A 24560-nucleotide genomic window follows, 5' to 3' on the forward strand; every position below is an offset into this window, starting at 1 on the left:
ATCAAGAAAATAGCTAGCAGTAGTGCTAGCTATTTTTTTTAGACGTTAAACGCTGGGGCAATGTAACAAGTAACAGAGGCAGTATCGCTGGTGTCGCATGTCGTCTTAAAAACACTCCAGAAGAATCATAGGCGCAAAACACATAAACGTTTCGATACATTTTTCACTTCGATCTTATTTATCAGACTCGCTACACTGCTGTAACTCCAAACTAATGGCACTCCATCTTCTTTTACAAGGAATGTAAATGCGAATTCAATCAATAGACGCCATTCGAGGCCTAGCTATCCTCGGTATACTCTTTTTAAATATTACGTTTCACCAAAATTTTTACACTGGCTACGCGTTTTTTGAAGAACCGCTTTTATCTGATGACATCATTTCGCTAGTTAATGCCCTTTTCTTAGATGGAAGATTCCGCTCGTTATTTTGTTTGCTCTTTGGTGCAGGCTTGGCTATTCAATTTGAACGCTGCCAATCGCGAGGATACGATTTTTTAACGTTTTCTAAGTCGCGATTAAAGTGGCTTTTTGTATTTGGACTGCTGCACAGCGTATTCATTTTTGGTGGCGATATTCTGCTGTATTACAGTATTTGTGCGTTTTTAATTCTAAAAAGTTTTTCCCTTAGCCAAGACAACCTGAAAAAGAAAAGCCTCAATTTTTTGGTAATAGGCAGCGTTATTATGCTTGTTGTTGGCGTGATATCAGCATATTTTTACGAATTCGGCAGCGAACTTCCACTTAGAGCCAGTGAGGTTTATAGCGAAGAAGTGGCGCAGTGGCAGAGCAGCTATTTATTCCAAATTGAAACACAAGCTACCTTTCAGATAATAAGTATTGCTGTCGCTCCATTTACTATGTTGTGGCAATCTATGGGCCTTATGATGTTTGGCGCGTACCTTTACCGAAATGGCTTTTTCAACGAGGGCTTTTCTTCAGCGTCGTTTATAAAGATAGCCGCCATTGCAATAGTGACATCCATCGTTTCGACCCTTCCTTTGATATTGATTGAGCAAGTGACGGCAGATGTCACACCGATGCTGTCGAGTGTCCCAGCTATCTTTTGCGCGTTGGTTTACGCTCATTTATTCGTTAAGGTAAAAAATACAGCAGCGTGGTGGTATCAGTCGCTAGTTAACTGCGGAAAAATGGCGTTTACGCTATACCTCACTCAATCAATGGCGATGGCGGTGCTCTTTCGAATAGTCATGCCTGCGTACTTCCCTGACTTTGCCTTTACAGTCACCTTGCTCGATTTGCTTATCATTACGTTAGCCTTTACTGCTATTCAGGTAGTGCTGGCGAATATAATGGCTAAGCACCTCCGCCAAGGCCCTTTTGAAGCCCTTTGGCGAAAGTTGTATTTACATAGCTTTTATAAGAAACGTACTAAGGAGCATCTGGCGTTGTAACGTCATCAGCACCGCTGTACTTTTTAAACCACGCTAAGATATTTTCTACCTTGCCAATCATTCGCGACGGTTTTGCGGCAATGCCATGAGACGATTCAGGTACTTTTACGAGTACTGTATCTACTTTCTGAATTTTAAGCGCTTGGTAAAACTGCTCAGTTTCAGACATAGGAGTACGTTTATCGTTCACTCCAGTGATAAGCATGGTAGGCGTTGTAACATTGCCAACTAGCGACAGTGGTGAGCGCTTCCAATAATGCTCTACGTTATCCCAAGGTTTGCCAGGGAACTGAAAAGGTATTTGGTATAGCCCTGAGTCAGCGGTAAGCACTTTAGACAGCCAATTAATAACAGGCTTTGCCACTACCGCGGCTTTAAACCTATCCGTTAGACCAATGGCATAAGCAGATGCAATTCCCCCGGCTGAGCCACCGGTGATGTAAAGCTTTTCAGGGTCGGCAATGCCTTTTTCAATGAGCGCATCAACGCCCGACATGTGATCGGCAAAGTCATACTTTGAGCTGTACTTGCCTTGAAGTAACAAAGCAAAACGCTCTCCATAGCCAGTGCTGCCTCTGTGATTATCGTAAAACACTACGTAGCCTTCGGCCGCCATTCGCTGTAACTCTGCCGTAAACACTGGACCATAGGCCAAATTTGGACCGCCATGAATTTCTAAAATCAGTGGGTAGGTTTTACTGCTGTCGTAGTCTGGAGGAAGAATATACCAGCCCTGAATTTCCTCTCCATCTATTGAAGACTTGTAAACAATCTCTTTCACTTCACCCAGCGTTTTGTGGCCAAGTACATCTTCATTCAGCGACGTCAGTTGACGCTCATCATCGCTAGTAACATATAAGTCAGCAGGTCTGTTAGTAGTACCTTTTGTGTAGGCAATAACATCACCCGCGGCGTGGTATGTGGCAAAGACGTATGGCCTGCCTAATGTAGTGCCCCCCAACCCAGATGCCATATTGGTTACTTTACCCGATAGCGACACACTATCGACTTGCGCAAGACCTCTTACCGACTGCTGAAAATAGATGTTCTTATTATCTTTCCATACAAAGTTAGACACGGAATTGTCGATGGTTTCAGTGAGATTTTTGTGCTCTGTACCATCGGCATTCATCACATACAAATACGTATTTTTATACATGACTTTTTCATCGCTTCGGCGTTCATAAGCGACATATTTGCCATTAGGCGATACAACGGGTGACGCTTCACGACCTTTAAAACTGGTTAGCTGCTCGATATGCCCCAGCATGTCTACCGTATAAATGTCTGCTCCTATTGGCTCGTATTCCCAGTTGCTGCTTCGATTGGCTGAAAAGTAAATTTTTGCGCCGTCATGAGAGAAGCTTAAGCTTCCTCGATGGTGATAATCGCCAGAGGTAAGCTGCCTTGCGGTACCGCCTTGTGATGGCACGACAAATATATGTGTATACGCTGGCTCTAATACCCCTCTTCCGTCGGCTTGGTACCTTGCTTTAGTAATATATTCAAAGCTTGGAGACCAGTTGGCCCCTTTCGGTTTTTTAGGCATATTCACTTTCAGCGGCTTTTCTTCGGCATCGACGCTCATGGTAAATGCAATGTGCTTTCCATCAGGCGACCAGGTAATGGAGCTAGGGGAAGAGGTGACATTGGTAACAAGTGCCGTTTGCCCTGTATCCATCCAGCGTACATACAGCTGTGGCTTACCTTCTTCGTTCGACAAGTACGCCAAACGTTTTCCATCAGGAGACCAACGAGGCGAGTAGAAGTTATGTTTAGACGATAGTAAAGGCCGGTGCTTACTGCCGTCGACACTGGCAAGCCAGATATTAGCGCGCGTGCTATCAGACATAATGTCATTAGAGCGGCGCACGTAGACCACCTGCTTTTTATCTGGCGATACCTGTGCTTCGCTCACATACTCCAAATTGAAAATATCTTCTGACGCAAAGTGGTGAGCTTTATTGGATGCTGGTGATGTTGGCGTCGAATTCACAGTGCTTGTGTCTTCTTGAGCCACACTGGTAGCAGGAAGTAACGTACTCAGCAAAGAAGTACCTAAGGAAAATAATATGGCCGTAGAAATGCGGCCTGTAGAAAATGACTTCTTGGTCGTTTTGCGATGTAGGTGTAAATAATGTGCTGTCATTGTTGCCCTATTTTTTTTTGTTTTTGATCTTCAAACTTGTTCAGCTCTCATACTAGCGCAATCAAACGCCATGAAGATAAAGCAGGGTTAAATATGCGGCCACTCACTCGATTTAGTCGATAAAATGTACATACTTTTAAGACAAACTGTCCTTTATTTAAAGCTGTAGACCACGCTTGCTGCGATTTACTCTTACCGCGTTCTTTGCTCTTCGTCCAATTGTAGAGTCTATTTTTAAGCAACCGCTAACCGTATACGAAGGGAGAATATTGAAAAAGTAGATGACATGGTAGTGTGACTTTACCAACAAAAAGGTGGCATTAGGTATATGCATAATCATCATGGTGAATACAAAAGCGCAGTGAGCGAGCAGCTTGTGCTTTTTTCTGCAAGAGGCCCGTGGAATGACGAAACAATGCGACATGGCGTGGTCAAACTCTCACAACACATAGAGACCGTATCAAGCAACACAGACAACCCAAGCAAGCAGTGGGCGCAATTAAGTGTGTTATATGGTGAAAGCCTTATGCCTCCCTCCACATTTGATATTTTCATCAAGCAAACCCGCATTCGTCAAACTCGTGGATTAAGATTACTTGCAGTAGTGATTAAAGATTCTGATGTGGCAATGACAATAAGACAGCAACTGCGCTTTTGTTACGATGCTGCTGAAATTGAATATGCGTTTTTTGATGACATTGATGCCGCCCTTAACGCTATTTCACAAGCAGGGTTGCGTTTTGATGAACGAGAAGTCAGGCAGTTTTTAAGTCAAAATGACTTTTCATCTTGAGTCAAATGCCCTTTCGCTTTCTTTATGAAAATGGGATATTTCAGCACGGGATAAACAGGCACAAAAAAGGAGAGCGATGCTCTCCTTTTTTGTGCCTGTTTTGCAAAGCTCATATTTCGAAGCTTCTGTTGCAAAGCTTATGACGCAAAGCTAATGCCGCTTGTGGCGGCAAAGCACAATGCCATACAAGCGCTAAATTAAGACTTAGAAGCAGTATAAATACCATCAATTGCGGTATCGAGTAGTGCTTCAAATTCTTCTTTAGACTGCTTGGCAGAGGTACCCTCGGTAAGTGCGCGAGAGAAGCTTGCGATCATGCCTTGGTTTTCTGACAACTTTGCATTAGCGTCGTTACGAGTATAACCACCCGATAAGGCAACTACTTTTAGTACACGTGGATGGTCTACTAACTCTTTGTAGAAGTTAGCTTGGTCAGGTAATGTTAGTTTTAACATCACCTCTTGCCCTTCACTTAACAAGTTAAGCTGGGTAAGGATCTCAAGCTTAAGGAGTGCTTCAGCTTCGGCTTTCTGCGGGCTGTGAATATCAACCTCTGGCTCGATAATAGGCACAAGTCCTGCGGCAAGAATTTGCTTACCTACTTCGAACTGCTGTTCGACAACGGCTTTAATACCCTGCTGATTAGCGAGCTTTACTACGCTTCGCATTTTAGTACCAAACACGTCTTGCGCCACGGCTTTCGCTAGCAGTGCATCTAGTTCTGGCATCGGCTTCATGAGCTGTACGCCATCACTTTCTTCCTGAAGCCCTTTGTCTACCTTCAAAAACGGAATAACACGCTTCTTCTGCCATAAATAGTGAGCAGTGGACATGCCTTCAATTTCTCTATCTAAGGTATTTTCAAACAAGATGGCGCCAAGAACGCGCTCGCCACTGAAAGGAGCACTGGTAATAATACGAGTGCGCATGTCGTGTACAAGGTTGAACATTTCTTCGTCTGAACTGTATTCTGACTCTTCAATGCCGTAAAGACGTAGCGCTTTCGGTGTACTGCCGCCGCTTTGATCTAGCGCTGCAATAAAACCGATTTGTGTGTTGAGTTTATCCAGCATAGATTGCTGAGCTTGTGATGCCATTGCAACACTCCTTTTGTATTGTTCTGCCTATACGACAGCTGTAGGGTTTATAGTTATTTCGTCAGCAAACATCACTGTAAAGCTAACCAGTTCTTCTTCACAAAGAACCTTTTTTAAAAAAAGAGTCTTTCGAAAAGCGCCGTTTTCAAAGAAGCTTGCTCTTTAAAAAGGGGCAATTTCGAAAGGCACTTACCTACACCATGTTATTGCTGTTTTCAGTATAGGTAAGCACCGGTAGCATACTAGGCGCTATTTCTTACGTTATAGTTTCAAGTTAATTAATTTGATTAGCTAACTTGAGGCAACGACAGCGCTTATTTATTTTTTTCTTCTAGTATCGCTACAGCAGGCAGTGTTTTTCCTTCAAGAAACTCAAGGAATGCACCACCGCCTGTTGATATGTAAGAGACCTTATCGGCAATCCCATACTTATCGACTGCTGCAAGTGTATCACCGCCCCCTGCAATAGAGAATGCGTCACTTGCTGCAATTGCTTCAGACAGGGCTTTCGTACCTGCGCTGAACTGTTCAAATTCAAATACACCGACCGGGCCATTCCACACAATGGTACCCGCATTTTTAATAATGCTTTCCAGAGCTTTCGATGAGTCTGGGCCAATATCAAAAATCATATCTTCATCAGTGACTTCAGACACGTGCTTTAACGTGGCCTCAGTATTTTCATCAAACGCTGCACCTACCACTACATCGGTTGGCACAGGAATGTTTCCGCCATTGGCCTGGGCGTTGTTCATTAGCTGAGTAGCTTGTTCCGTCAGGTCCATCTCAACCAGTGACTTACCTACATTGTGGCCCTGGGCAGCAATAAATGTGTTTGCTATACCGCCACCTACAATAAGCTGATCGACCTTTTCTGCCAGTGTTTTTAATACGGTTAGCTTAGTCGATACTTTTGACCCACCAACAATGGCCACCATTGGGCGCTTAGGATTATCTAGCGCTTTACCTAGTGCATCGAGTTCGGCAGCTAGAAGCGGCCCGGCACATGCTTGGGTAGCAAATTTCGCTACACCATGTGTAGAAGCTTGTGCACGGTGAGCCGTACCAAATGCATCCATCACGAAAATATCGCACAGTGCAGCATATTGTTTTGAAAGGGTTTCGTCGTCTTTCTTCTCGCCTTCATTGAAGCGTACGTTTTCTAGGATCACTAGTTCGCCATCGACAAGCTCAACACCGTCTAGGTAATCTTTAACTAGCTTTACAGGTACATCGAGGGCGTCGTTTAGGTAATCGACAACAGGTTGAAGCGAAAACTCTTCGGCAGGCTCGCCTTCAGTTGGACGGCCAAGGTGAGACATCACCATAACGGCAGCTCCAGCATCAAGCGCTGCTTTAATGGTTGGAATTGATGCTTTAATGCGAGCATCGGAGGTTACTTTGCCGTTTTTAACCGGTACGTTTAAATCTTGTCTAATGAGAACACGCTGACCGTGCAAGGCCATATCGTTCATACTTGGAATTGGCATCATCTTTCCTATGTTAATTTAAAAATGTTGTCATTCATTAACGTGTGAAAGCTGCGCGGGTTGGTGCCACCAACCCTGGCAGCATTTACGATTTATTTTGCTTCAAACATCACTTTGGCTGTATCTAGCATTCGATTTGCAAAGCCCCATTCATTGTCACACCACACCAGAGTTTTAACTAACTGCTTGTGGCTTACGCGAGTTTGTGTGCCATCTACAATACACGAGTGTGGGTCGTGATTGAAATCTACTGATACCAGAGGCTCTTCGGTGTAGTCTAAAATTCCCTGCAAGCGACCGTCTTTTGCCTTTCGTAACGCTTGGTTGACTTGCTCAATAGACACTTCACTTTCGAGGCTAACACTTAAGTCCATCGCGGTGACGTTGATGGTGGGTACCCTTACCGCTATTGCTTCGAACTTGCCGGCAAATTTGGGTAAAATACGTTCAATACCCGCCGCCAAGCGCGTATCTACAGGAATGATAGATTGGCTTGCAGCCCGAGTTCGACGTAAATCTTCATGGTATGCATCGATAACTTGCTGGTCATGCATTGATGCATGAATGGTGGTAATTGTGCCACTAAGTACACCAAACGCCGCATCAAGCGCCTGAATAACAGGAACAATACAATTTGTGGTACATGAGCCGTTAGAGACTAATTTATGGTCACTGGTTAAGGTATCTTCGTTAGTACCGAAAATGACTGTGTTGTCTAAATCGGGAGAACCAGGGGATGAAAACAGCACTTTTTTAGCACCCGCATCGAGATGAGACTGCCCTGAAGCACGATCATCAAATACACCGGTACATTCAAGCACAATGTCTACACCTAGGTTTTCCCAGGGAAGATTGCTAATTTCGGCTTCAGCAAGCAGCTGGATATCATCGCCTGCTACCGACAGCGTTTTATCTTTTAAGGCCACATCGAAACGAAACCGCCCGTGGGCGGTATCGTATTTCAGTAAATGTGCAATGCCTTCGGGCTTAGCAATGTCGTTAATGGCTACAACATTAAACTCGTTATTACGCCCACTCTCGTAAAGTGCGCGTAATACGTTGCGACCAATTCGACCAAACCCATTTATGGCAATATTTACCATTGGCTTTTATTTACCTCTTACAGAGACAGCGCGGCCTCTATGACAGCGTCGGTAGTAATACCAAAGTGCTTGAACAGGTCGCCCGCAGGTGCCGATTCGCCAAAGGTATCCATACCGATAATAGCGCCATTAAGGCCAACATATTTGTACCAGCTGTCTTTTGACAGTGCTTCAACCGCTACACGCTTGGTCACTGAAGAAGGCAATACGCTCTCGCGGTAGTCTTTCGACTGACGATCGAACACGTCTGTCGATGGCATTGATACCACGCGCACGGCCTTGCCTTGCTCGGTTAATGCAGCGGCGGCTTCTACTGCCAACTGAACTTCAGAACCCGTAGCAATAAGAATAATTTCAGGCGTGCTGTCACTATCGACAAGTACGTAGCCACCTTTCGCAATATCAGCCACTTGCTGTGAGGTTCTTTCTTGCTGCGCTAAACCTTGGCGCGTAAAGATAAGAGTGGTTGGGCCGTCAGTACGCTCGATTGCCGATTTCCACGACACCGCTGATTCAACTTGGTCGCAAGGGCGCCAGTTATCAAGATTCGGTGTAGAGCGAAGCGCAACTACTTGCTCAACAGGTTGGTGAGTTGGGCCATCTTCGCCCAAGCCAATTGAGTCGTGTGTGTACACAAAAATAGCAGGCTGCTTCATTAGTGCTGCCATGCGAACTGCGTTACGTGCGTATTCCATAAACATCAAGAATGTTGCACCGTATGCTTTGAAGCCGCCGTGTAACGTAATGCCATTCATCATGGCAGACATACCAAACTCGCGCACACCGTAGTAAACATAGTTACCCGATGCATCCTTAGCTTCAACGCCTTTACTGCCTTCCCAAATTGTTAGGTTAGAGCCTGCTAGGTCAGCAGAGCCGCCTAATAGTTCTGGCAACAATGGACCGAACGCATTCAGCGCATTTTGAGACGCTTTACGCGACGCAATGTTTTGCGGATTAGCTTGCAGCTCGGCAATGATTGCATCTGCTTTGTCACTGAAATCAACTGGCAGTTCACCGTTAACTCGGCGCTTAAATTCTGCGGCTAGTTCAGGGTATGCGGCTTCATAAGCTGCAAAAGCATCGTTCCATGCCGACTCTGCTTCACCGCCTTTACCTTTGCCATCCCACTGAGCATAAATGTCATCAGGAATTTCAAACGCGCCGTGCTTCCAGCCTAGCTTTTCACGTGTTGCTACAATTTCATCATCGCCTAGCGGTGCACCGTGACAAGACTCAGTACCTTCTTTGTTTGGAGAACCAAAACCAATGGTCGTTTTACAACAAATAAGGGTTGGCTTAGCGCTGTTTTCTTGCGCTTTTTCGATGGCAGCTTTCACTTGTTCTGCATCGTGACCGTCTACACCTTCAATCACATCCCAGCCGTAACTTTTAAAGCGTGCTGCCGTGTCGTCGGTAAACCAACCTTCAACTTCACCGTCAATTGAAATGCCGTTGTCATCCCAAAACGCGATAAGTTTGCCTAAACCTAAGGTACCTGCAAGAGAGCACGTTTCGTGTGAGATACCTTCCATTAAGCAGCCATCGCCAAGGAATGTATAAGTGTAATGATCAACAATGTCGTGACCATCGCGGTTAAACTGAGCCGCAAGTACTTTTTCAGCTAGCGCCATACCGACTGCATTGCTCACGCCTTGGCCTAATGGGCCTGTGGTGGTTTCTACACCAGGTGCATAACCATATTCTGGGTGACCTGGAGTTTTAGAATGCAACTGGCGGAAGTTTTTAAGCTCTTCAATTGGCAGTTCGTAGCCCGATAAATGAAGCAGAGAATATAACAGCATTGACCCATGACCATTCGAAAGCACGAAGCGATCGCGGTTAGCCCATGATGGGTTAGCTGGATTATGGGATAAAAAGTCCTGCCATAATACTTGAGCAATGTCGGCCATCCCCATTGGGGCGCCTGGGTGACCTGATTTAGCTTGTTGAACCGCATCCATACTTAATGCACGGATAGCATTGGCGAGTTCGCGACGAGAGGGCATGTTGTCTCCTGGTTATAATTCGTATCTAAGCGAGCGTGGAGGTAAGTCGCGCATTCGACTTAAGCTTTGCTTTTTAATGTACGTTTGAATGTGGCGTTATTCTTACCCATGCCACCGCACAGTTCAATGGGTTTATAATGCCAAAAGCGAAACTACTCACAAAAAATGGTCTATTAAGCAAAACACACGTAAATGCTCATTGATAAAACGCAAATTTGTATGTCAGTACTCGACGTTGTTCGATCTCAATACGTAACTAAAAAAGAGAAACTGATCGGTAAATGTCAACAAATCGTAACGGTTTAAAGTCACAAGACTTTTAGACGTCTAGAAGTAAAGACTGGTATTTATAACTTGATTTAGTACAATACAAATAATTTCGATAATTAAATGCAAACGGAGTACACATGGCCACGAATCTATTCACTTCTGAATCGGTTTCTGAAGGACATCCGGATAAAATCGCTGACCAAATTTCAGATGCAGTGCTTGACGCTATATTAGAGCAAGACTCTCGGGCACGTGTTGCCTGCGAAACCTATGTAAAAACAGGTATGGTTTTGGTTGGCGGTGAAGTTACCACGTCAGCATGGGTTGATATTGAAGAAATCACTCGAAATACAGTGAAAGAGATTGGTTATACCCATTCTGATATGGGTTTTGATGCTGATTCGTGCGCCGTGCTTAACGCTATTGGTAAGCAGTCTCCCGATATTAACCAGGGTGTAGACCGCGCCAGCTTAGAAGAGCAAGGTGCAGGCGACCAAGGTTTAATGTTTGGTTACGCAAGTGACGAAACCGACGTGCTTATGCCAGCGCCGATTACTTACTCGCACCGTTTAGTACAAAAGCAAGCTGAAGTACGCAAATCGGGAAAGCTTGATTGGCTGCGCCCTGACGCGAAAAGTCAGATCACGTTTAAATACGAAAATGACAAGCCTGTTGGAATTGACGCAGTAGTGTTATCAACACAGCATTGCGACTCAGTGTCTACTGAAACCGTTCGCGAAGCTGTCATGGAAGAGATAATTAAACCGGTTCTGCCAAGCGAATGGATTGATGGAAATACCCAATTTCACATTAACCCCACCGGTCGATTTGTGATTGGTGGCCCAATGGGCGACTGTGGTTTAACCGGTCGCAAGATAATTGTTGATACCTACGGCGGTATGGCACGTCACGGCGGTGGTGCATTCTCAGGAAAAGATCCATCAAAAGTTGACCGCAGTGCCGCTTACGCTGGACGTTATGTAGCGAAGAATATTGTAGCGGCAGGGTTAGCCAAGCGCTGTGAAATTCAAATTTCTTACGCTATCGGCGTTGCGCAGCCTACCTCTATCAGTATCGATACTTTTGGTACCGGCGTGGTTGACGAAAAAACATTGGTTGCACTAGTGCGCGAACATTTTGACCTTCGCCCGTACGGCCTAATTAAAATGTTAGACCTTGAGCGTCCAATTTACCGTGCAACTGCGGCTTATGGTCACTTTGGTCGTGAAGCTTTCCCTTGGGAAGCGACTGACAAAGCCGAAGCGCTTAAAGCATCGGTTTAGTTAAATAAATAAGGGCGTGTTAGCGCCGCTAAAAAGCCCTCGTTAATGCGAAAAGCATATTTATAGCGGGGGCTTTTTGTTTTTTAAAGTAAAAGAATTTGCGTTAAGTATTTTAAATGCATTTCCGTAACCTGCATTTTTGTCTATGCTTAGATAAAAGCTATTTATGCTTTTAATAGTTAGTCAATTAATAAGTAGCTATTTAATAAGTAGCTATAAAAATACGTACTGCATCAGCATGATACCGTAGACGCCGATAAGCAGTGCCATAATAAGATTGTTGAGTAAAGAATGGTGCTCTTTTTCTTTCTTTACTCTAAACTTCTTTGTTGCTGATTGTGTTGTAACAAGCAATGAAATTGACACTTAAAGTGAAACACATGACAACCAAGCGCTTCTACGTTTTATTGCTACTATGCGGACTCTGTTTTGCCGCTAGCAATGCGAGTGCGCGTGAAAGAAGTGTAGAATCTAACTTTGGTCCCATTCATTTTAAAAGCGCGAAGATGGCAAACTGGCAGCTGAAAAGCCGCTACAGACCACATTCCATCACAGAAACCCATCAGTACGACAGTAGCTTTACCTACCCCGCTGGGTCGCAAACGTCTGTGAGTGCCAAACGCAGTTTTAATACGCGCTTACCTCAACATGTTTACGCCACGTACAATACGAAAAACACTGCATTTAGTCATTACGCAGAGTGGCTGTATGTTCCAACTGATATAGGCACGTTTACCCGATTAGGATGGCTTTTAGGCGATAATAAAGGGTTGAACATGGCGGTAGAAATTGAACATCGACAGGTTGGAGAAGAAGAAAATATGGCGCTTTCTCTAGGTGTGCATTACCTCTTTTAAGGGGTTATGTTTTGAAGGTAGGCTCTTAGTTCGTTTTGGCTTTATTTGTTTTCCCTAATTTGTTCGGCCCTTATTTGTTTTGCCCTTATTTACTTTGTTTAGGCGACTGGTGAGCCTTTTTACTGGTCTTAATCTGAGTTTGTATAAACGTTTGCTGAATTAAATAGGCGTCGGCACTAGCTCTATGTCGCTGGGTATCTAAATTCACTGATAAATTATCTTTCACCTCATGCCACATGTTCATCTGCGGCTCGCTCAAAATGTATTCCATTGCCCTGCACGTGAACGCCATCTCAACCTGAGCGGCGCTAAACAGCTTTATCAACCATGGGTTATCAACCACCCAACCGTCACTGTATACTATGGTATTGCCTAAAAAGCGATTAAGCTCGTGACACACTCTCACAGGCTCAACGCCGCGAGTGTGAAGCATCTCTCTTGTTATACCGTGCAGTTGTTCGGCTTTGTCATCCCAGTGGATCCACGAATCAAACGGGCGGATCAATTTACACCACTTTGCACCATCATAGCGCACGATGCCGACTTCAATGGGGTAACTCGCCGCCCCAAAACCACTTGCTTCAACATCGACGATAGAAGGGAGCCATCTATTTTGCACTTTTTCTCCGCATAATTAATTACTAGCACGTTATATTGCCCACACACTGCACCTGTGTCTTAAAGGGTAGCAGTACATTTTTCTTTTAGGCTACTAAAAGGCGACTCAGCCGAATATACGCACTTTTTCTTATTTTTTACTTCTAGCATCGCAATAGTAGAATCATGCCACTTTTCATCATCGTTAATTTGAACTACTCTGACCACATGGGTTGCGTTTAAAGCGTCTCGCTTATTAATAAACAATACCTAAAAACGTCTAAACAAACGATGCAAGCGCTTTTGATAGAATCTTTAATCTTTTTTATAAATGATGCAGTGTTTACGAGCGACTTTTTACGATGTGGATGGACCCAGTGAAACGACGAATATATCGAATTTTAGTAAAGATGTTGCTGCTCTCGTTAGCCTCTTCAGCCTGTATTGCCAAGGAGTCGCTGAGATATAATCTAGGTACTTCAGGCAGCTCAATACCCTATGAAAATGCGGTGGATGATCATCGTCCTGGCATAATGGTGGAATTACTACCATTAATTATGGACACTGCCGGGTTTAAAACCGAAAAAGTCATGCTATCTACAAAACGAGCCGCGCAAGCGTTTAGAAATGGGGCACTTGATTTTGACTTTTTCAGCCCAGAATGGGTGCCATCAAATGAAGCAAACGGTAACTTTGTTTTCACCGACCCTATTATCGACGTAACAGAGTACTTTATTACCCTTCCAGAGAATGCAGATCGTTATCGCACTCGTAACCAAATTCGAAAGGACAGTATTGTTGGTACCGTAGAAGGCTACGTTTATTTTGACGCTGATACCTTTACGCCTCTCGCCTTTCAATCGGAAAGTGACCTCATATTGGCCTTGCGTAATCAACGGATAGAAGTGGTAATTATGGAAGAGGCTGTTGCTCGCTATTGGTCTGCTAAACACGGTGTTGAAATTAGCTTTGGCGCTATTCACACCAAAGGCTCCCTCGCCCTTCGTTTGCACAGCCGACATAAAGATAAAGTAGGTACGTTGAATAACGTGATACAGAAGTTAAGCGCTGAAGGGAAGATTCAATCAGTGATCGACAAATACGCCGATTTCTCTATCTAACTGCTATCTGGCTATTAATGCCAACGAGTTATTGTCTTGCTATTACCTTGCAAAGAAGCTTTTAAAAAGAGCGTTCACAAAAGGTTAAATAAAGGCTTAATCGCCTCATCGCCGCGCAAAACAAATATGCCGACGAAAGTGGTAAACAACGTGATTACGTTGCTCACAAAAATAAAGGTGGAGTTGGCCGATAAGCCGGGTTCTGTCGTGGGCAACCATTCCTCTAGATCAGCAATTACTCACTGATTCAAGCAACCTACCCGATCCCCATGCGGGCCACACGTTAAGGGATCCTATTTGGTCTTGCTCCGGGTGGAGTTTACCTCGCCACACTCTGTTACCAGAGGTGCGGTGCGCTCTTACCGCACCCTTTCAGCCTTACCGGCATGTAAACATGCTTAGGCGGTCTTCTCTCTGCTGCACTTGTCGTCGGCTTGCGCCGCCCAGACGTTATCTGGCACCCTGCCCTGTGGAGCCCGGACTTTCCTCCCCTTTCTTGCGAAAGCGGCGATTGCCTGGCCAACTCCGCGGCGCATTCTACAGTAAGGCAACATGAATAGCGACTAGGTAACGCCTTTGAAGAGAAAAAATGCGGATTGATCTTTATTTGTATTCGTTTCGGCTTCTACCGTAGAATCAGGCCTCTCATTTTTTCTATAAGCGTATCAATTGATGTTTACTCTAGCTAAATCAAACTCTCTCCGAGTCGCGGGTGTTTTAGGCCTGTTAATGGCCGGCACAGTGCAGGCCACTGTGGTTGAAGTACGAACCGCACTAGGCAACGTACAAATAAATCTTTTCGATGAAGAGACTCCTGAAACCGTCGAGAACTTTTTGGACTATGTAAACTCAGGAGCCTATGCAAACACGGTGGTACATCGTTTAGAGCCAGGCTTTGTCGCGCAAAGCGGCGGTTTTGTTTATAACGGTATGTTTCCTCTTGATAGCGTACCCACAGGAACGCCTGTTATTAATGAGCCAACGTTATCTAACGTTCGCGGCACTATTGCAATGGCAAAGCTTGCCAGTTCACCAGATAGCGCCACATCACAATGGTTTATTAACTTATCTGACAACAGCGCAAACCTAGATGTGCAAAATGGCGGGTTTACCGTGTTTGGCCAAGTGTTAGGTAATGGCATGGAAGTGCTTGATGCTATTGAAGACCTACCACGTTTTAATTTGGGCGGCGCAGCGGAAACTATTCCCCTGCAAAACTATACCAGCGCCGATGCGAGTAATGATGTTGAAGTAACAGGCGACAACTTGGTGATTATTACTGACGTAGTAGTGACAGATAGCGCAACGGTGACCAATCCAGATATTATTCCTGTTGAAAATACGCTGATAGACGCAGTCTCTCCAGATGTTCCAGGCTCTGGCAACAGTTCGTCTGGCGGAGGAAGCTTAGGCTTTTTCTTACTGAGCTTAGCGCTGGTATGTCGCTGCGTTAAGTTTAAGCGTTCATAGACTTCTAGCTGCTTTTGCAAAGCCTTTAGCTTCAATGGAAAGCCTTTAGCTTTAATGGAAAGCCTATAGCGCTACTGTAGAGCCTTTAGCTATAAAAAAGCATTTAGCGGCCAAATAAAAAGCCACCTCTTGGTAAGAGGTGGCTTTTTTAGTATTGCGAAAAATGGCTTCTTCTAAACTCAAATTAGCCTTATCAACAACATCTATTTCTGAGGATTGATTAAATACTTTTCGCCGGTTTTCTTTGCATTATATTGAGCTATTCTTTCAGGCTGCAATGCCTCTTCTAAGCTTAATACATCAGTAAAGTCGCTTTTAAACGTGGTATTAATTTCATTTGCCACGCGATGATGTAGCGCACCCACTTTTTCAGGGGCTAATTTGCCTAAGAAGCGCATTAATAGCCACCCGCCAATTCCCCAAGTCATGCCGTAGGCACGGTTTAAGATAGTAGGTGAAAAGTCTAGGCCGCCGTAAATATACACTTGTTTGTTGGCGTCTGAGCCATAAGTATTAAAACCTTCAGCGTCTTTGCTTCCAACCGCTTCCATTGCCGTTAAAATGTCGCTAACCAACTCACCCCCACCAATGGCATCAAAGGCTAATGTGGCACCGGTTGCTTCAATGGCTTTGTAGAGGTCTTTTTTAAAGCTATCGCTTGACGAATTGCACACGTATTTCGCGCCAATATCTGTCAATAAATCAGCTTGAGACTGCTTGCGTACTATATTGACCAAGGGCACGCCTTCGGCAATACAAATTTTGTTTAGCATAATACCTAAGTTAGAGGCCGCTGCGGTATGAACTAATGCGCTATGTCCTTCCATGCGCATGGTTTCAACCATACCCAAGGCCGTTAGCGGGTTAACAAACGATGACGCAGCTTGCTGCGGTGTAGTCTCTTCTTTATGAACGATACACGCTTGAACCGGCACGCAGCAGTACTGCGCAAAACAGGCACCTGATAGTACCGCGACCGTTTTACCCAACATAGATTGAGCTGCTTCACTTTCACCGGCAGCCACTACCACGCCAGCACCTTCATTACCGATAGGTAATGACATGTCCAAGCGAGATTTTATACGAGGTAGTAAACCAGGGTGCACGGGTGCCGTTAGCTGACCCTTGTCTGCATCGAAGGTCGCTTCATTCAAATTTGCTGGACCAAACATAGGCCACATATCCGACGGATTGATAGGTGTGGCTTCAATTTTAACAACAACCTGGTGCGCTTTTGGCTCAGGGATATCCGAGTCAACAAGGTTAATTTCTAGCTGACCTTGCGAAGTAATTTTTGTTAGTAGTTGTTTTGATGTTGTCACAGTAATCATTCTCCGTGTAATTATATTGAGTAGTAGCGTTTGCTTATAACCTTACGCTAGCACTAAGAAAAGCTGCACGCGAATCACTTAGGTGGATAGGCAACCATAAGAATTTTATCGGTATACGGTGCTAAATGGAGTATTTGTGCAGTCAGTTGTACTTTACAAAAACGTACTGTCGTCTCTTTCTAAAACCACCAGCAACTTGTGCCTACTATCAATAGTTACTATTGTAGAGCGACTAAGAATAAATAGAAGGGATTACTCCATGAAAGCAGGTACTTACCTCTTTGGTATTATTGCTTTGGCAACTGCGGTAACCGCATGTGCCCCTACTGCGCCATCATCAAAAGATAGTGTAAAAAAAGAAGCGAAGGCCGAAGAGCCAGGTCTTAATATCGAATACGAGAAATATCAGTTAGACAATGGTTTAACGGTCATTTTGCATGAAGATAAGTCTGACCCCATTGTCTCGCTTGCCACCGTGGTGCACGTAGGCTCCAACAGAGAAAAACCTGGAAGAACAGGATTTGCCCACTTCTTTGAACACATGGCCTTTAACGATTCTGAAAATGTGCCTAAAGGCGCCAATCGCAAAATGATCCCTGAATTAGGTGGGAGTCGAAATGGCGGCACCTGGAGTGACGGTACTATTTACTACGAAGTGGTGCCAAAAGATGCGTTTGATAAGCTGCTTTGGATAGACTCAGACCGTTTAGGCTTTATGATCAATACGGTTACCGAGCCTACTCTTGAGCGCGAAAAACAGGTGGTGAAAAATGAAAAACGTCAGCGCGTGGATAACCGCCCTTACGGCCATACCGACCACGTTATTCGCAAAGCGCTTTACCCCGCTGAACACCCGTACAGCTGGACGGTTATTGGCGATTTAGAAGACTTACAGGCAGCTACGCTGGAAGATGTAAAAGGCTTTTACAACGAGTTTTATACCCCATCAAACGTAACGCTAGTGATTGCCGGTGATATCGACATTGAAGCAACAAAAGAAAAAGTGGCTTATTGGTTTGGCGAAATTGATGCCGGCAAGTCGGTGGCGCCTATAGAGCCTATGCCAGTGTCGTTAGATAGCGATATTACTTTGGTGCATGAAGATAATTTTGCTCGCCTTCCTGAAATTAGAATTACGCTACCTACTGTTGAGCAGTATCATCCTGACGCATACGCTCTTGATATGCTTGGCGAATTATTGGCAGGGACTAAAGACACACCGCTATATGAGTTACTCGTTACTGAAAAGCAAGTGGCTCCAAATGTATCGGCTTATCACTCTGCCCAGGAAGTTGCTGGTACATTCACATTGCGAGTACGAGCAAATTCAGGCCAACCGTTAGATGAAGTCCATGCCCTTATTAAACAAGGTTTAGCTACTTTCAAAGACAAAGGCGTTACCGATGCTCAGCTGACTCGCATACGCGCGCAAACCGAAACCGCGTTTTATGAACAGTTTGAAAGCATCCTTAACAAGTCCCTTCAGCTTGGAATATACAATGAGTATGCACAATCTCCTGATTTTTATCATACTGAAATTACGCAGATTAACAGTGTTACTACCGAAGACATCGTGCGTGTGTTTAACCAATATGTGCTAAACAAGCCTGCCGTTATTACCAACTTCGTTCCTAAAGGCGAAGTTGAACTTGCTATGGACAACGCCACTAAGGCAAACGTGGTTGAAGAGCAAATTATAGAAGGGGCAGAAAAGGAGTTTAACGAGTCGGATAACGTCGCATTCAAGCGCACTAACACCAACAACGATCGCAGTGAACCCGCACTAACAGACCTGCCTGCTATTAACGTACCTGATGTGTGGCAGCATACTACTGAATTAGGTATTAATGCTTATGGTATTGAAGATACCGAGCTGCCATTAGTGAATTTCAGCATGCGTTTCCCGGGTGGCCAGCTGCTAGACGCAAGCGGTAAGGAAGGCACATCAGCGCTACTTGCCGATATGTTATTTGAGGGTACTGAAAAAAGAACGGCGGCAGAGTTTGAACAAGCACTTGGTCTACTTGGTGCGTCGGTTAACGTAAGTGCATCGAAGTACGATATTACGCTTCGAGGAAGTGTGCTCGCTAAAAACTACCGCGAGACAATGGCGTTGGTCTCTGAAATGCTAACTATGCCTGCTTTTAAACAAGCTGATTTTGATAGAATAAAACAAGCTCAGCTGACGAACATCAAGCAGAGCTTAAGTAACCCATCGCGCACAGCATTCAACGTTTTCTCTACCAAACTTTACGGCGATAATCACCCATTAGGCGTTGCCACAGGTGGAACGCTCACCAGTATCGATACCATTACATTGGACGATGTTGAGGCCTATTACGCAGCTAACATTAAGCCGCTAGGTAGCCAATACCATAGTGTGGGTGCAGTCGATAAAGCGTCGGTCATTGCCGCACTTTCTTCGTTCAGCGATTGGTCTGGTGCAACGGCTTCACTGCCTAAGCTAAAACCTGCCGTTACATCGGCAGATAGCCGCGTGTTCTTTATTGATATTCCAGATGCAAAGCAATCTGTTATCTATATGGGCAAGCTGCTTCCAAATGCACAAAACGACGACATTTACCCCATTGAATATGCCAACACATCACTTGGCGGTGGAATTAGCGGACGTTTAGCTCAAACATTGAGAATTGAGAAAGGCTACACCTACGGCGCTTATTCGTATGTAAGAGGCGGCCCTTATCATTCAGCATTTATTGCAAGTTCTCAGGTGAGAAGCAATGTAACTAAAGAATCGCTAGAGGAATTCAAACGTCTTGTGGGCGATTACAAAGACACCTTTGACCAGCAAGATTTGTCTGTCATGCAAAACATGGTGATTAAAGGCAATGCGCGAGCGTTTGAAACCTTGGGAAGCAAGTTACGTATGCTAGAGGAGATTAGCGAATACAACCGCCCTGCTAATTACGTAGAGCTACAGCAAAACTACGCACTAAATGCCAACTTAGATGAGGTGCATCGGGTTATCGAGCAGTATATGCAGGAGCCAGCCATGATTTATGTTATTGCGGGCGACGGTAATACTCAGCGAGAAAAGGTAGCTGCATTCGCGGCATCTCTAGACTCGCCTCTGGTAGAACTGGATATTCACGGTACTAAGCTCTAGTTCGCTTTAGTACGCTTTAGTATGCTTTAGTATGCTTTAGTATGCTTTAGACAGCCTAAATACACTGCAATACTGAAAATAAGCCGAAGGCTACAATGTGCCCTTCGGCTGTAGTAGTGAAAAGCCCTAGTACCAAAAGTGCGAGCATCAACAGTGCTAGTATCAAGAGCGCGACTACCTTAAGTCCCTAGCATCATAAAAGCATAGGGCCTTTTCTTTGTGTCGAGAAAGGCCTCAAGTTTACAATTTACATGACAAAGATGATTTCCTTTTGCACATTCTTTTAGCAAACAGGGTAATTTTTGATAAACTCACCGCAGTATTTTTGAGAACACATAAACAGGAAACCCTAATGGCCGTATTCGGTACCGTATTCATGCCTGAAATGGCGCTTACCCGCTTTGAAAACGACGCATGGTCTGAGACTGAGTTTGTCAGTTCAGACGCCATACAAATGCATCCTGGCGCGCATGTTCTTCACTACTCGAGCACATGTTTTGAGGGTCTTAAGGCGTTTAAGCACGAAGATGGCAGTATTAACATTTTTCGTATGGACAAAAATATCGAACGCTTTGCACAAAGCAGTCGTTTACTCAACTTGCCTGAAATAGATAAAGCGCAAGTAGAAGCAATGATTATCGACGTGGTATCGAAGTACAGCTCAGAAGTTCCAGAGCCTCCTGGTTCAATGTATATTCGCCCAACGCATGTAGGTACTGAAGCGTCTATTGGTAAAGCAGCTGCACCGTCGGCCACATCAATGCTATACGTGCTTTTATCACCCGTTGGTGATTATTTTGCCGGTGGTTTAAAGCCGCTTCGTCTTTTACTAGACGAAACGGGTATGCGCTGTGCGCCGCACATGGGTATGGTAAAAAGTGGTGGTAACTACGCCAGTGCATTACCGCCTATTCTAAAGGCAAGAGAAGAAGTGCAGGCCGATCAAATTCTGTTTTGTCCAAATGGTGACGTACAGGAAACTGGCGCGGCAAACTTCTTACTTATCGATGGCAACGAGATCATCACCAAAGGCCTAGATTCTAGCTTCCTGCACGGTGTAACTCGCGCGACAGTTCTACAACTAGCAAAAGACCATGGCATGACGGTAAGCGAAAGAGAGCTTACGGTGAGTGAATTGCTAGAACGCGCAGCCAAGCCTGGCGCAGAGGCTGCTCTATCTGGTACAGCGGCAGTGCTAACGCCTGTGGGCACGCTTATTCACAACGAAAAAGAGTATCAAGTAGGTAACGGCGAAGCAGGCCCAGTTACTATGAAGCTTCGTCAAGCGCTGAACGATATACAGTGGGGCAAGGCAGAAGATACGCATAACTGGTTAGTAAAAATTAATCCGTAACACTAGGCTACTGATTAAGAACGGTTGATTAGGCTCGTTAGATATTTCCTCTCGAGCCGCTATTGACAGCATGGCGATGTCGCTTGTTGTGCTGTCAGTGTCTCTATCACGGTGCGCTCGAACTATTAAAAGCACGCTTTGGACTAGGGCGCATTATACTGCTTCACCTGATTTCTACCATGGGTTTTCGCTTGGAACAATGCTATGTCGGCCTGTTTATATAGCACATCGTATTGAGCCGCTTTCATACTTCCGATAGCAACACCTATACTTACCGTAACGCTTATATCTTGCGGGCATTCACTGGGTGGAATCATCGCCTCCACGTGTCCTCTCAAACGTTCAGCAAACGCCATTGCGTCAACTTCGCTTTTGTTGAAAGTCATAATGACAAATTCTTCGCCCCCAATACGGGCAAAAATATCATCACTTTGACATAGCGCTTTCACTGCATTAGCCAACGCAACCAGTACTTTATCACCAGCATCGTGACCATGAGTGTCGTTTATGGCTTTAAAATAATCGATATCTAGTAACAGAAAGGCCATGTCTATATTGATGCCCCGTTGACTTCGAAATTTTCGGTCAAGGTAACGACGATTGCCAATTCCTGTTAAATAATCCGTTTCTGAGGCATCGATTAACACCTCATTGGCATGCTCCAATCTAAGTAGTTTTTGTCTTCGCAATAATAATGTGAGGAACAATAATGCGCATATTAATGAGATAACTACAGCAGAAAATAAATAGAACGAGGAATTACGAGCCTCACGCTCTCGTTGTAACAGGCTTTCTTGAAGCTTAATCAACTCTTGTTCGTTTTTAATCTGAGCTTCGAGTTTTTTGATAATACCCGACTGAGTAACAGGCTGAATAGCATTTCGCCTGTCAATATATTCCGCCTGAACTTTTGCTGCTTCTTCGTAGTTTCCTAGCTTTAATTCAAGCATGGCTAAGCTTTCATACAGCGCTATTTCGCTCTCAACTGAGGTCTTGTTCTTAACGGTGACAATGCCCTGGCGATACAAACGCAGCGCATCATCATACCGAGTTAATGACTGGTACAAATCGCCTAACCCGAGATAAGCGGAAGCTAAAGCCTGAGGGTAAGAGCCTGCGCGAGCATTTTCGATAACGTATTTGTACATATCAATAGCTTTTTTATTCAATCCTCGCTGTTGATATACGTGCGCCAAACTTACACTAGCTTCGCTGTAGGTGAAGTCAACAATAACATCATCACTGGCAAGAACGCTTTCAAAAATATTTTGTGCCTTATCTAATTGCCGAGACTTTAGGTAAGACATACCCAAACCAACGGTCATATTCATCACCATCTCAGTGTTGTTGGCTTGCTTGTGGATATCCCTCGCCTTTTTAAAATAATCGGCAGCCTCATCGTAATCACCCTGAGAGTTGAGTACGTTGCCTAAATTGCCATAAACCATGGCTAAATCGGCGGTATCTTCGCTACGCTTTGCAAATTTTAGGGCGTCTATATAGAACTTCATGGCATTGTCGTAATCCACAGTCAACTCGTAAAAAACACCAAGAGATCGATTACAAACAGAGAGTAGATGAGGATTGTTCGTGTTACGTGCGGCGGTAATTGCTTGGGTCAGATAGGTAAGAGCTTCTTCATTTTTACCTTGATACATAGTTGCCATACCAAGTAGGCGAGACACCTCAGAGCGGCTCATGTCATCTTTGCTCTCTACGCTTATAGGCAGAGCTTGTGAAGCATAGCGCTCTGCCAAGCTTGGATCTTTGTATAAGTAAGTCGACGATAGCTCAATCAACAAAGGTAACGTAGCAACACTTTTTTCATCAAGCTCAGAAAGTTGCTGCTCTACCGTTGCGATACGCTCTTCATTAGCAACTCCGTACTTAATCGGTAAAATGAGGAACAGAGCGATAATAAATCGATACGCCATTTTTCTTCCAGTTACATGTTATGGACAGTGCTTCTTGTTTTTTTATTGGATTGAGAGGAGGCATTAATGCCATAGCCCCTTCTCGCAAGCATAATAGATAGGTTAACCATTGAACAGACGAAATAAAGGTTTCAACTATTTATAGTCGCTTTTGCCTAACTAAACGTTAGAAAGTGCAAACGTTAGAAAATGACAGAACCGCGTAAAAAAATGCGGTTCTGACCCCCTTTATTTTCTCTATTTTAACGCTGCGAGCATGCGAGCTAAATCATTCACGTCTGACACATTGTAGTTTGGCTTTTCCGCTAACGGAAAAAGGACTTTACCAGGGCGACGGATAAAGGCGGTTTTAAGACCAGCTTTGTTCGCACCTGCAATATCCCAGCCGTGGGCCGCTACCATAAGCGCGTCGCCAGCATCGACGCCCAAGTCATTAAGCGCCCATTGGTAGGTTTTTAAATGAGGTTTAAATACACCCACAGATTCTATGCTGAGGTTAGCATCAAAATATTGGCTTAATTTGGCATTCTTTAGCTGTAATTTAACGCCTTCAAGGGATGAATTAGTTAAGGTTACTAACTTATATCCTTGTGCTTTTAATGCCGCTAGCCCTTCGACAACATCTGGATGCGCCGGCAAAGAGCGCAGCGGTGTCACGATGGCGGTTCGTGCATTATCGTGTGAAATAACAATATCATTATTTTCTGCCACCATTTCTAACGCTGCAACACCGATATTTCCAAAAGATTGGTATTCGCCTGTCGCTGACACCACTAAAGAATGATGCAACATAGTGGAAAACCACAATGGCAGTAAATCGTCTCGACCATTGAGCGCCTCGCCCACTGAGGTACGCATGTTTTCAAGGTCTAATAAGGTTTCGTTTACGTCAAAAATAATTACTTTAGGCTTTGTGTGTTGAGCCGTTGTCTCTGCTGAATCGTTGGCAAATACGCTGCTATTAAACAGCCAAAATACGCTAAAAAGGGATAGTAGTGTGCGATTCCTCATAATACCTCTGTCTATTTACGTTAAAGGTGAATGTCTATTTACGCTAAAGGCAAATGTGTATTTACGTTAAAGACGAATAACTTGAACGACCGTTCAAGCCATTCCTAGACTAAATGAAACACCGGGGAAAATCACGGGTTAATTGCAACA

General features: G+C 44.5%; 17 protein-coding genes and 1 other RNA gene. 8 read left to right on the top strand and 10 right to left on the bottom strand.

The features are described from left to right. Positions 1–247 precede the first annotated feature (247 nt). Entirely contained in the window at positions 248–1414 is a 1167-nt protein-coding gene (locus AC27HD_RS06385; protein ID WP_487104526.1) for a DUF418 domain-containing protein, read from the top strand. On the opposite strand, the gene AC27HD_RS06390 is transcribed toward AC27HD_RS06385, so the two are convergent. Then, positions 1392–3563, bottom strand: a complete 2172-nt coding sequence (locus tag AC27HD_RS06390) for a prolyl oligopeptidase family serine peptidase (RefSeq protein ID WP_487104528.1) — start codon at positions 3561–3563, stop codon at positions 1392–1394. The genes AC27HD_RS06385 and AC27HD_RS06390 overlap by 23 nt on opposite strands. A 328-nt stretch (positions 3564–3891) precedes the next feature. On the opposite strand from AC27HD_RS06390, the gene AC27HD_RS06395 reads away from it, so the two are divergent. After that, positions 3892–4356: a hypothetical protein gene (locus tag AC27HD_RS06395; protein ID WP_487104529.1), complete on the top strand. Its 465-nt coding sequence runs from the start codon at positions 3892–3894 to the stop codon at positions 4354–4356. Positions 4357–4553: 197 nt separating this feature from the next. On the opposite strand, the gene AC27HD_RS06400 is transcribed toward AC27HD_RS06395, so the two are convergent. From AC27HD_RS06400 to tkt, 4 genes are all read right to left on the bottom strand, one after another. Continuing rightward, positions 4554–5453 (bottom strand): fructose bisphosphate aldolase, encoded by a 900-nt coding sequence (locus tag AC27HD_RS06400; protein ID WP_487104531.1) that lies wholly within the window; start codon positions 5451–5453, stop codon positions 4554–4556. 314 nt (positions 5454–5767) lie between these two features. Beyond that, on the bottom strand, positions 5768–6943 hold the full coding sequence (locus tag AC27HD_RS06405) for a phosphoglycerate kinase (protein ID WP_032096368.1): 1176 nt from the start codon (positions 6941–6943) through the stop codon (positions 5768–5770). 92 nt (positions 6944–7035) lie between these two features. Then, positions 7036–8046, bottom strand: a complete 1011-nt coding sequence (gene epd, locus AC27HD_RS06410; RefSeq protein WP_487104533.1) for an erythrose-4-phosphate dehydrogenase — start codon at positions 8044–8046, stop codon at positions 7036–7038. Between the two features lie 17 nt (positions 8047–8063). Continuing rightward, positions 8064–10055: a transketolase gene (gene tkt / locus AC27HD_RS06415; protein WP_487104535.1), complete on the bottom strand. Its 1992-nt coding sequence runs from the start codon at positions 10053–10055 to the stop codon at positions 8064–8066. A 407-nt stretch (positions 10056–10462) separates the two neighbouring features. On the opposite strand from tkt, the gene metK reads away from it, so the two are divergent. Further along, positions 10463–11608: a methionine adenosyltransferase gene (metK, locus tag AC27HD_RS06420; RefSeq protein ID WP_269517433.1), complete on the top strand. Its 1146-nt coding sequence runs from the start codon at positions 10463–10465 to the stop codon at positions 11606–11608. Between the two features lie 380 nt (positions 11609–11988). Then, on the top strand, positions 11989–12465 hold the full coding sequence (locus AC27HD_RS06425; RefSeq protein ID WP_235207787.1) for a hypothetical protein: 477 nt from the start codon (positions 11989–11991) through the stop codon (positions 12463–12465). 85 nt (positions 12466–12550) lie between these two features. Here the strand turns inward: AC27HD_RS06425 and AC27HD_RS06430 are convergent, their stop codons facing one another. Next, positions 12551–13084 carry a 3'-5' exonuclease gene (locus AC27HD_RS06430; RefSeq protein ID WP_487104538.1) on the bottom strand — a complete coding sequence of 178 codons (534 nt, stop codon included), beginning with the start codon at positions 13082–13084 and terminating at the stop codon, positions 12551–12553. Between the two features lie 355 nt (positions 13085–13439). On the opposite strand from AC27HD_RS06430, the gene AC27HD_RS06435 reads away from it, so the two are divergent. Further along, positions 13440–14183, top strand: a complete 744-nt coding sequence (locus AC27HD_RS06435) for a substrate-binding periplasmic protein (RefSeq protein WP_487104539.1) — start codon at positions 13440–13442, stop codon at positions 14181–14183. A gap of 175 nt (positions 14184–14358) precedes the next feature. Here the strand turns inward: AC27HD_RS06435 and rnpB are convergent. After that, positions 14359–14710, bottom strand: an RNA gene (gene rnpB, locus AC27HD_RS06440) — RNase P RNA component class A. Positions 14711–14855: 145 nt separating this feature from the next. Here rnpB and AC27HD_RS06445 point away from each other — a divergent pair. Beyond that, on the top strand, positions 14856–15653 hold the full coding sequence (locus AC27HD_RS06445) for a peptidylprolyl isomerase (RefSeq protein WP_487104541.1): 798 nt from the start codon (positions 14856–14858) through the stop codon (positions 15651–15653). 203 nt (positions 15654–15856) lie between these two features. Here the strand turns inward: AC27HD_RS06445 and AC27HD_RS06450 are convergent, their stop codons facing one another. Beyond that, positions 15857–16975 (bottom strand): zinc-binding dehydrogenase, encoded by a 1119-nt coding sequence (locus AC27HD_RS06450; RefSeq protein WP_487104543.1) that lies wholly within the window; start codon positions 16973–16975, stop codon positions 15857–15859. Between the two features lie 145 nt (positions 16976–17120). On the opposite strand from AC27HD_RS06450, the gene AC27HD_RS06455 reads away from it, so the two are divergent. Further along, a complete protein-coding gene (locus tag AC27HD_RS06455; protein WP_487104544.1) occupies positions 17121–20111 on the top strand; it encodes a M16 family metallopeptidase in 2991 nt (996 codons plus the stop codon). A gap of 325 nt (positions 20112–20436) precedes the next feature. After that, entirely contained in the window at positions 20437–21465 is a 1029-nt protein-coding gene (locus AC27HD_RS06460; RefSeq protein ID WP_268746554.1) for a branched-chain amino acid aminotransferase, read from the top strand. Positions 21466–21608: 143 nt separating this feature from the next. Here AC27HD_RS06460 and AC27HD_RS06465 read toward each other — a convergent pair whose 3' ends face one another. After that, the gene (locus AC27HD_RS06465; RefSeq protein ID WP_487104546.1) at positions 21609–23399 is read right to left on the bottom strand and encodes a diguanylate cyclase; all 1791 of its coding nucleotides are present in this window, start codon (positions 23397–23399) and stop codon (positions 21609–21611) included. A 237-nt stretch (positions 23400–23636) separates the two neighbouring features. Beyond that, positions 23637–24410, bottom strand: a complete 774-nt coding sequence (locus tag AC27HD_RS06470) for a haloacid dehalogenase type II (RefSeq protein ID WP_487104548.1) — start codon at positions 24408–24410, stop codon at positions 23637–23639. Positions 24411–24560 lie beyond the last annotated feature (150 nt).

The sequence above is a fragment of the Alteromonas sp. 4NS20-0143 genome (assembly GCF_057542855.1).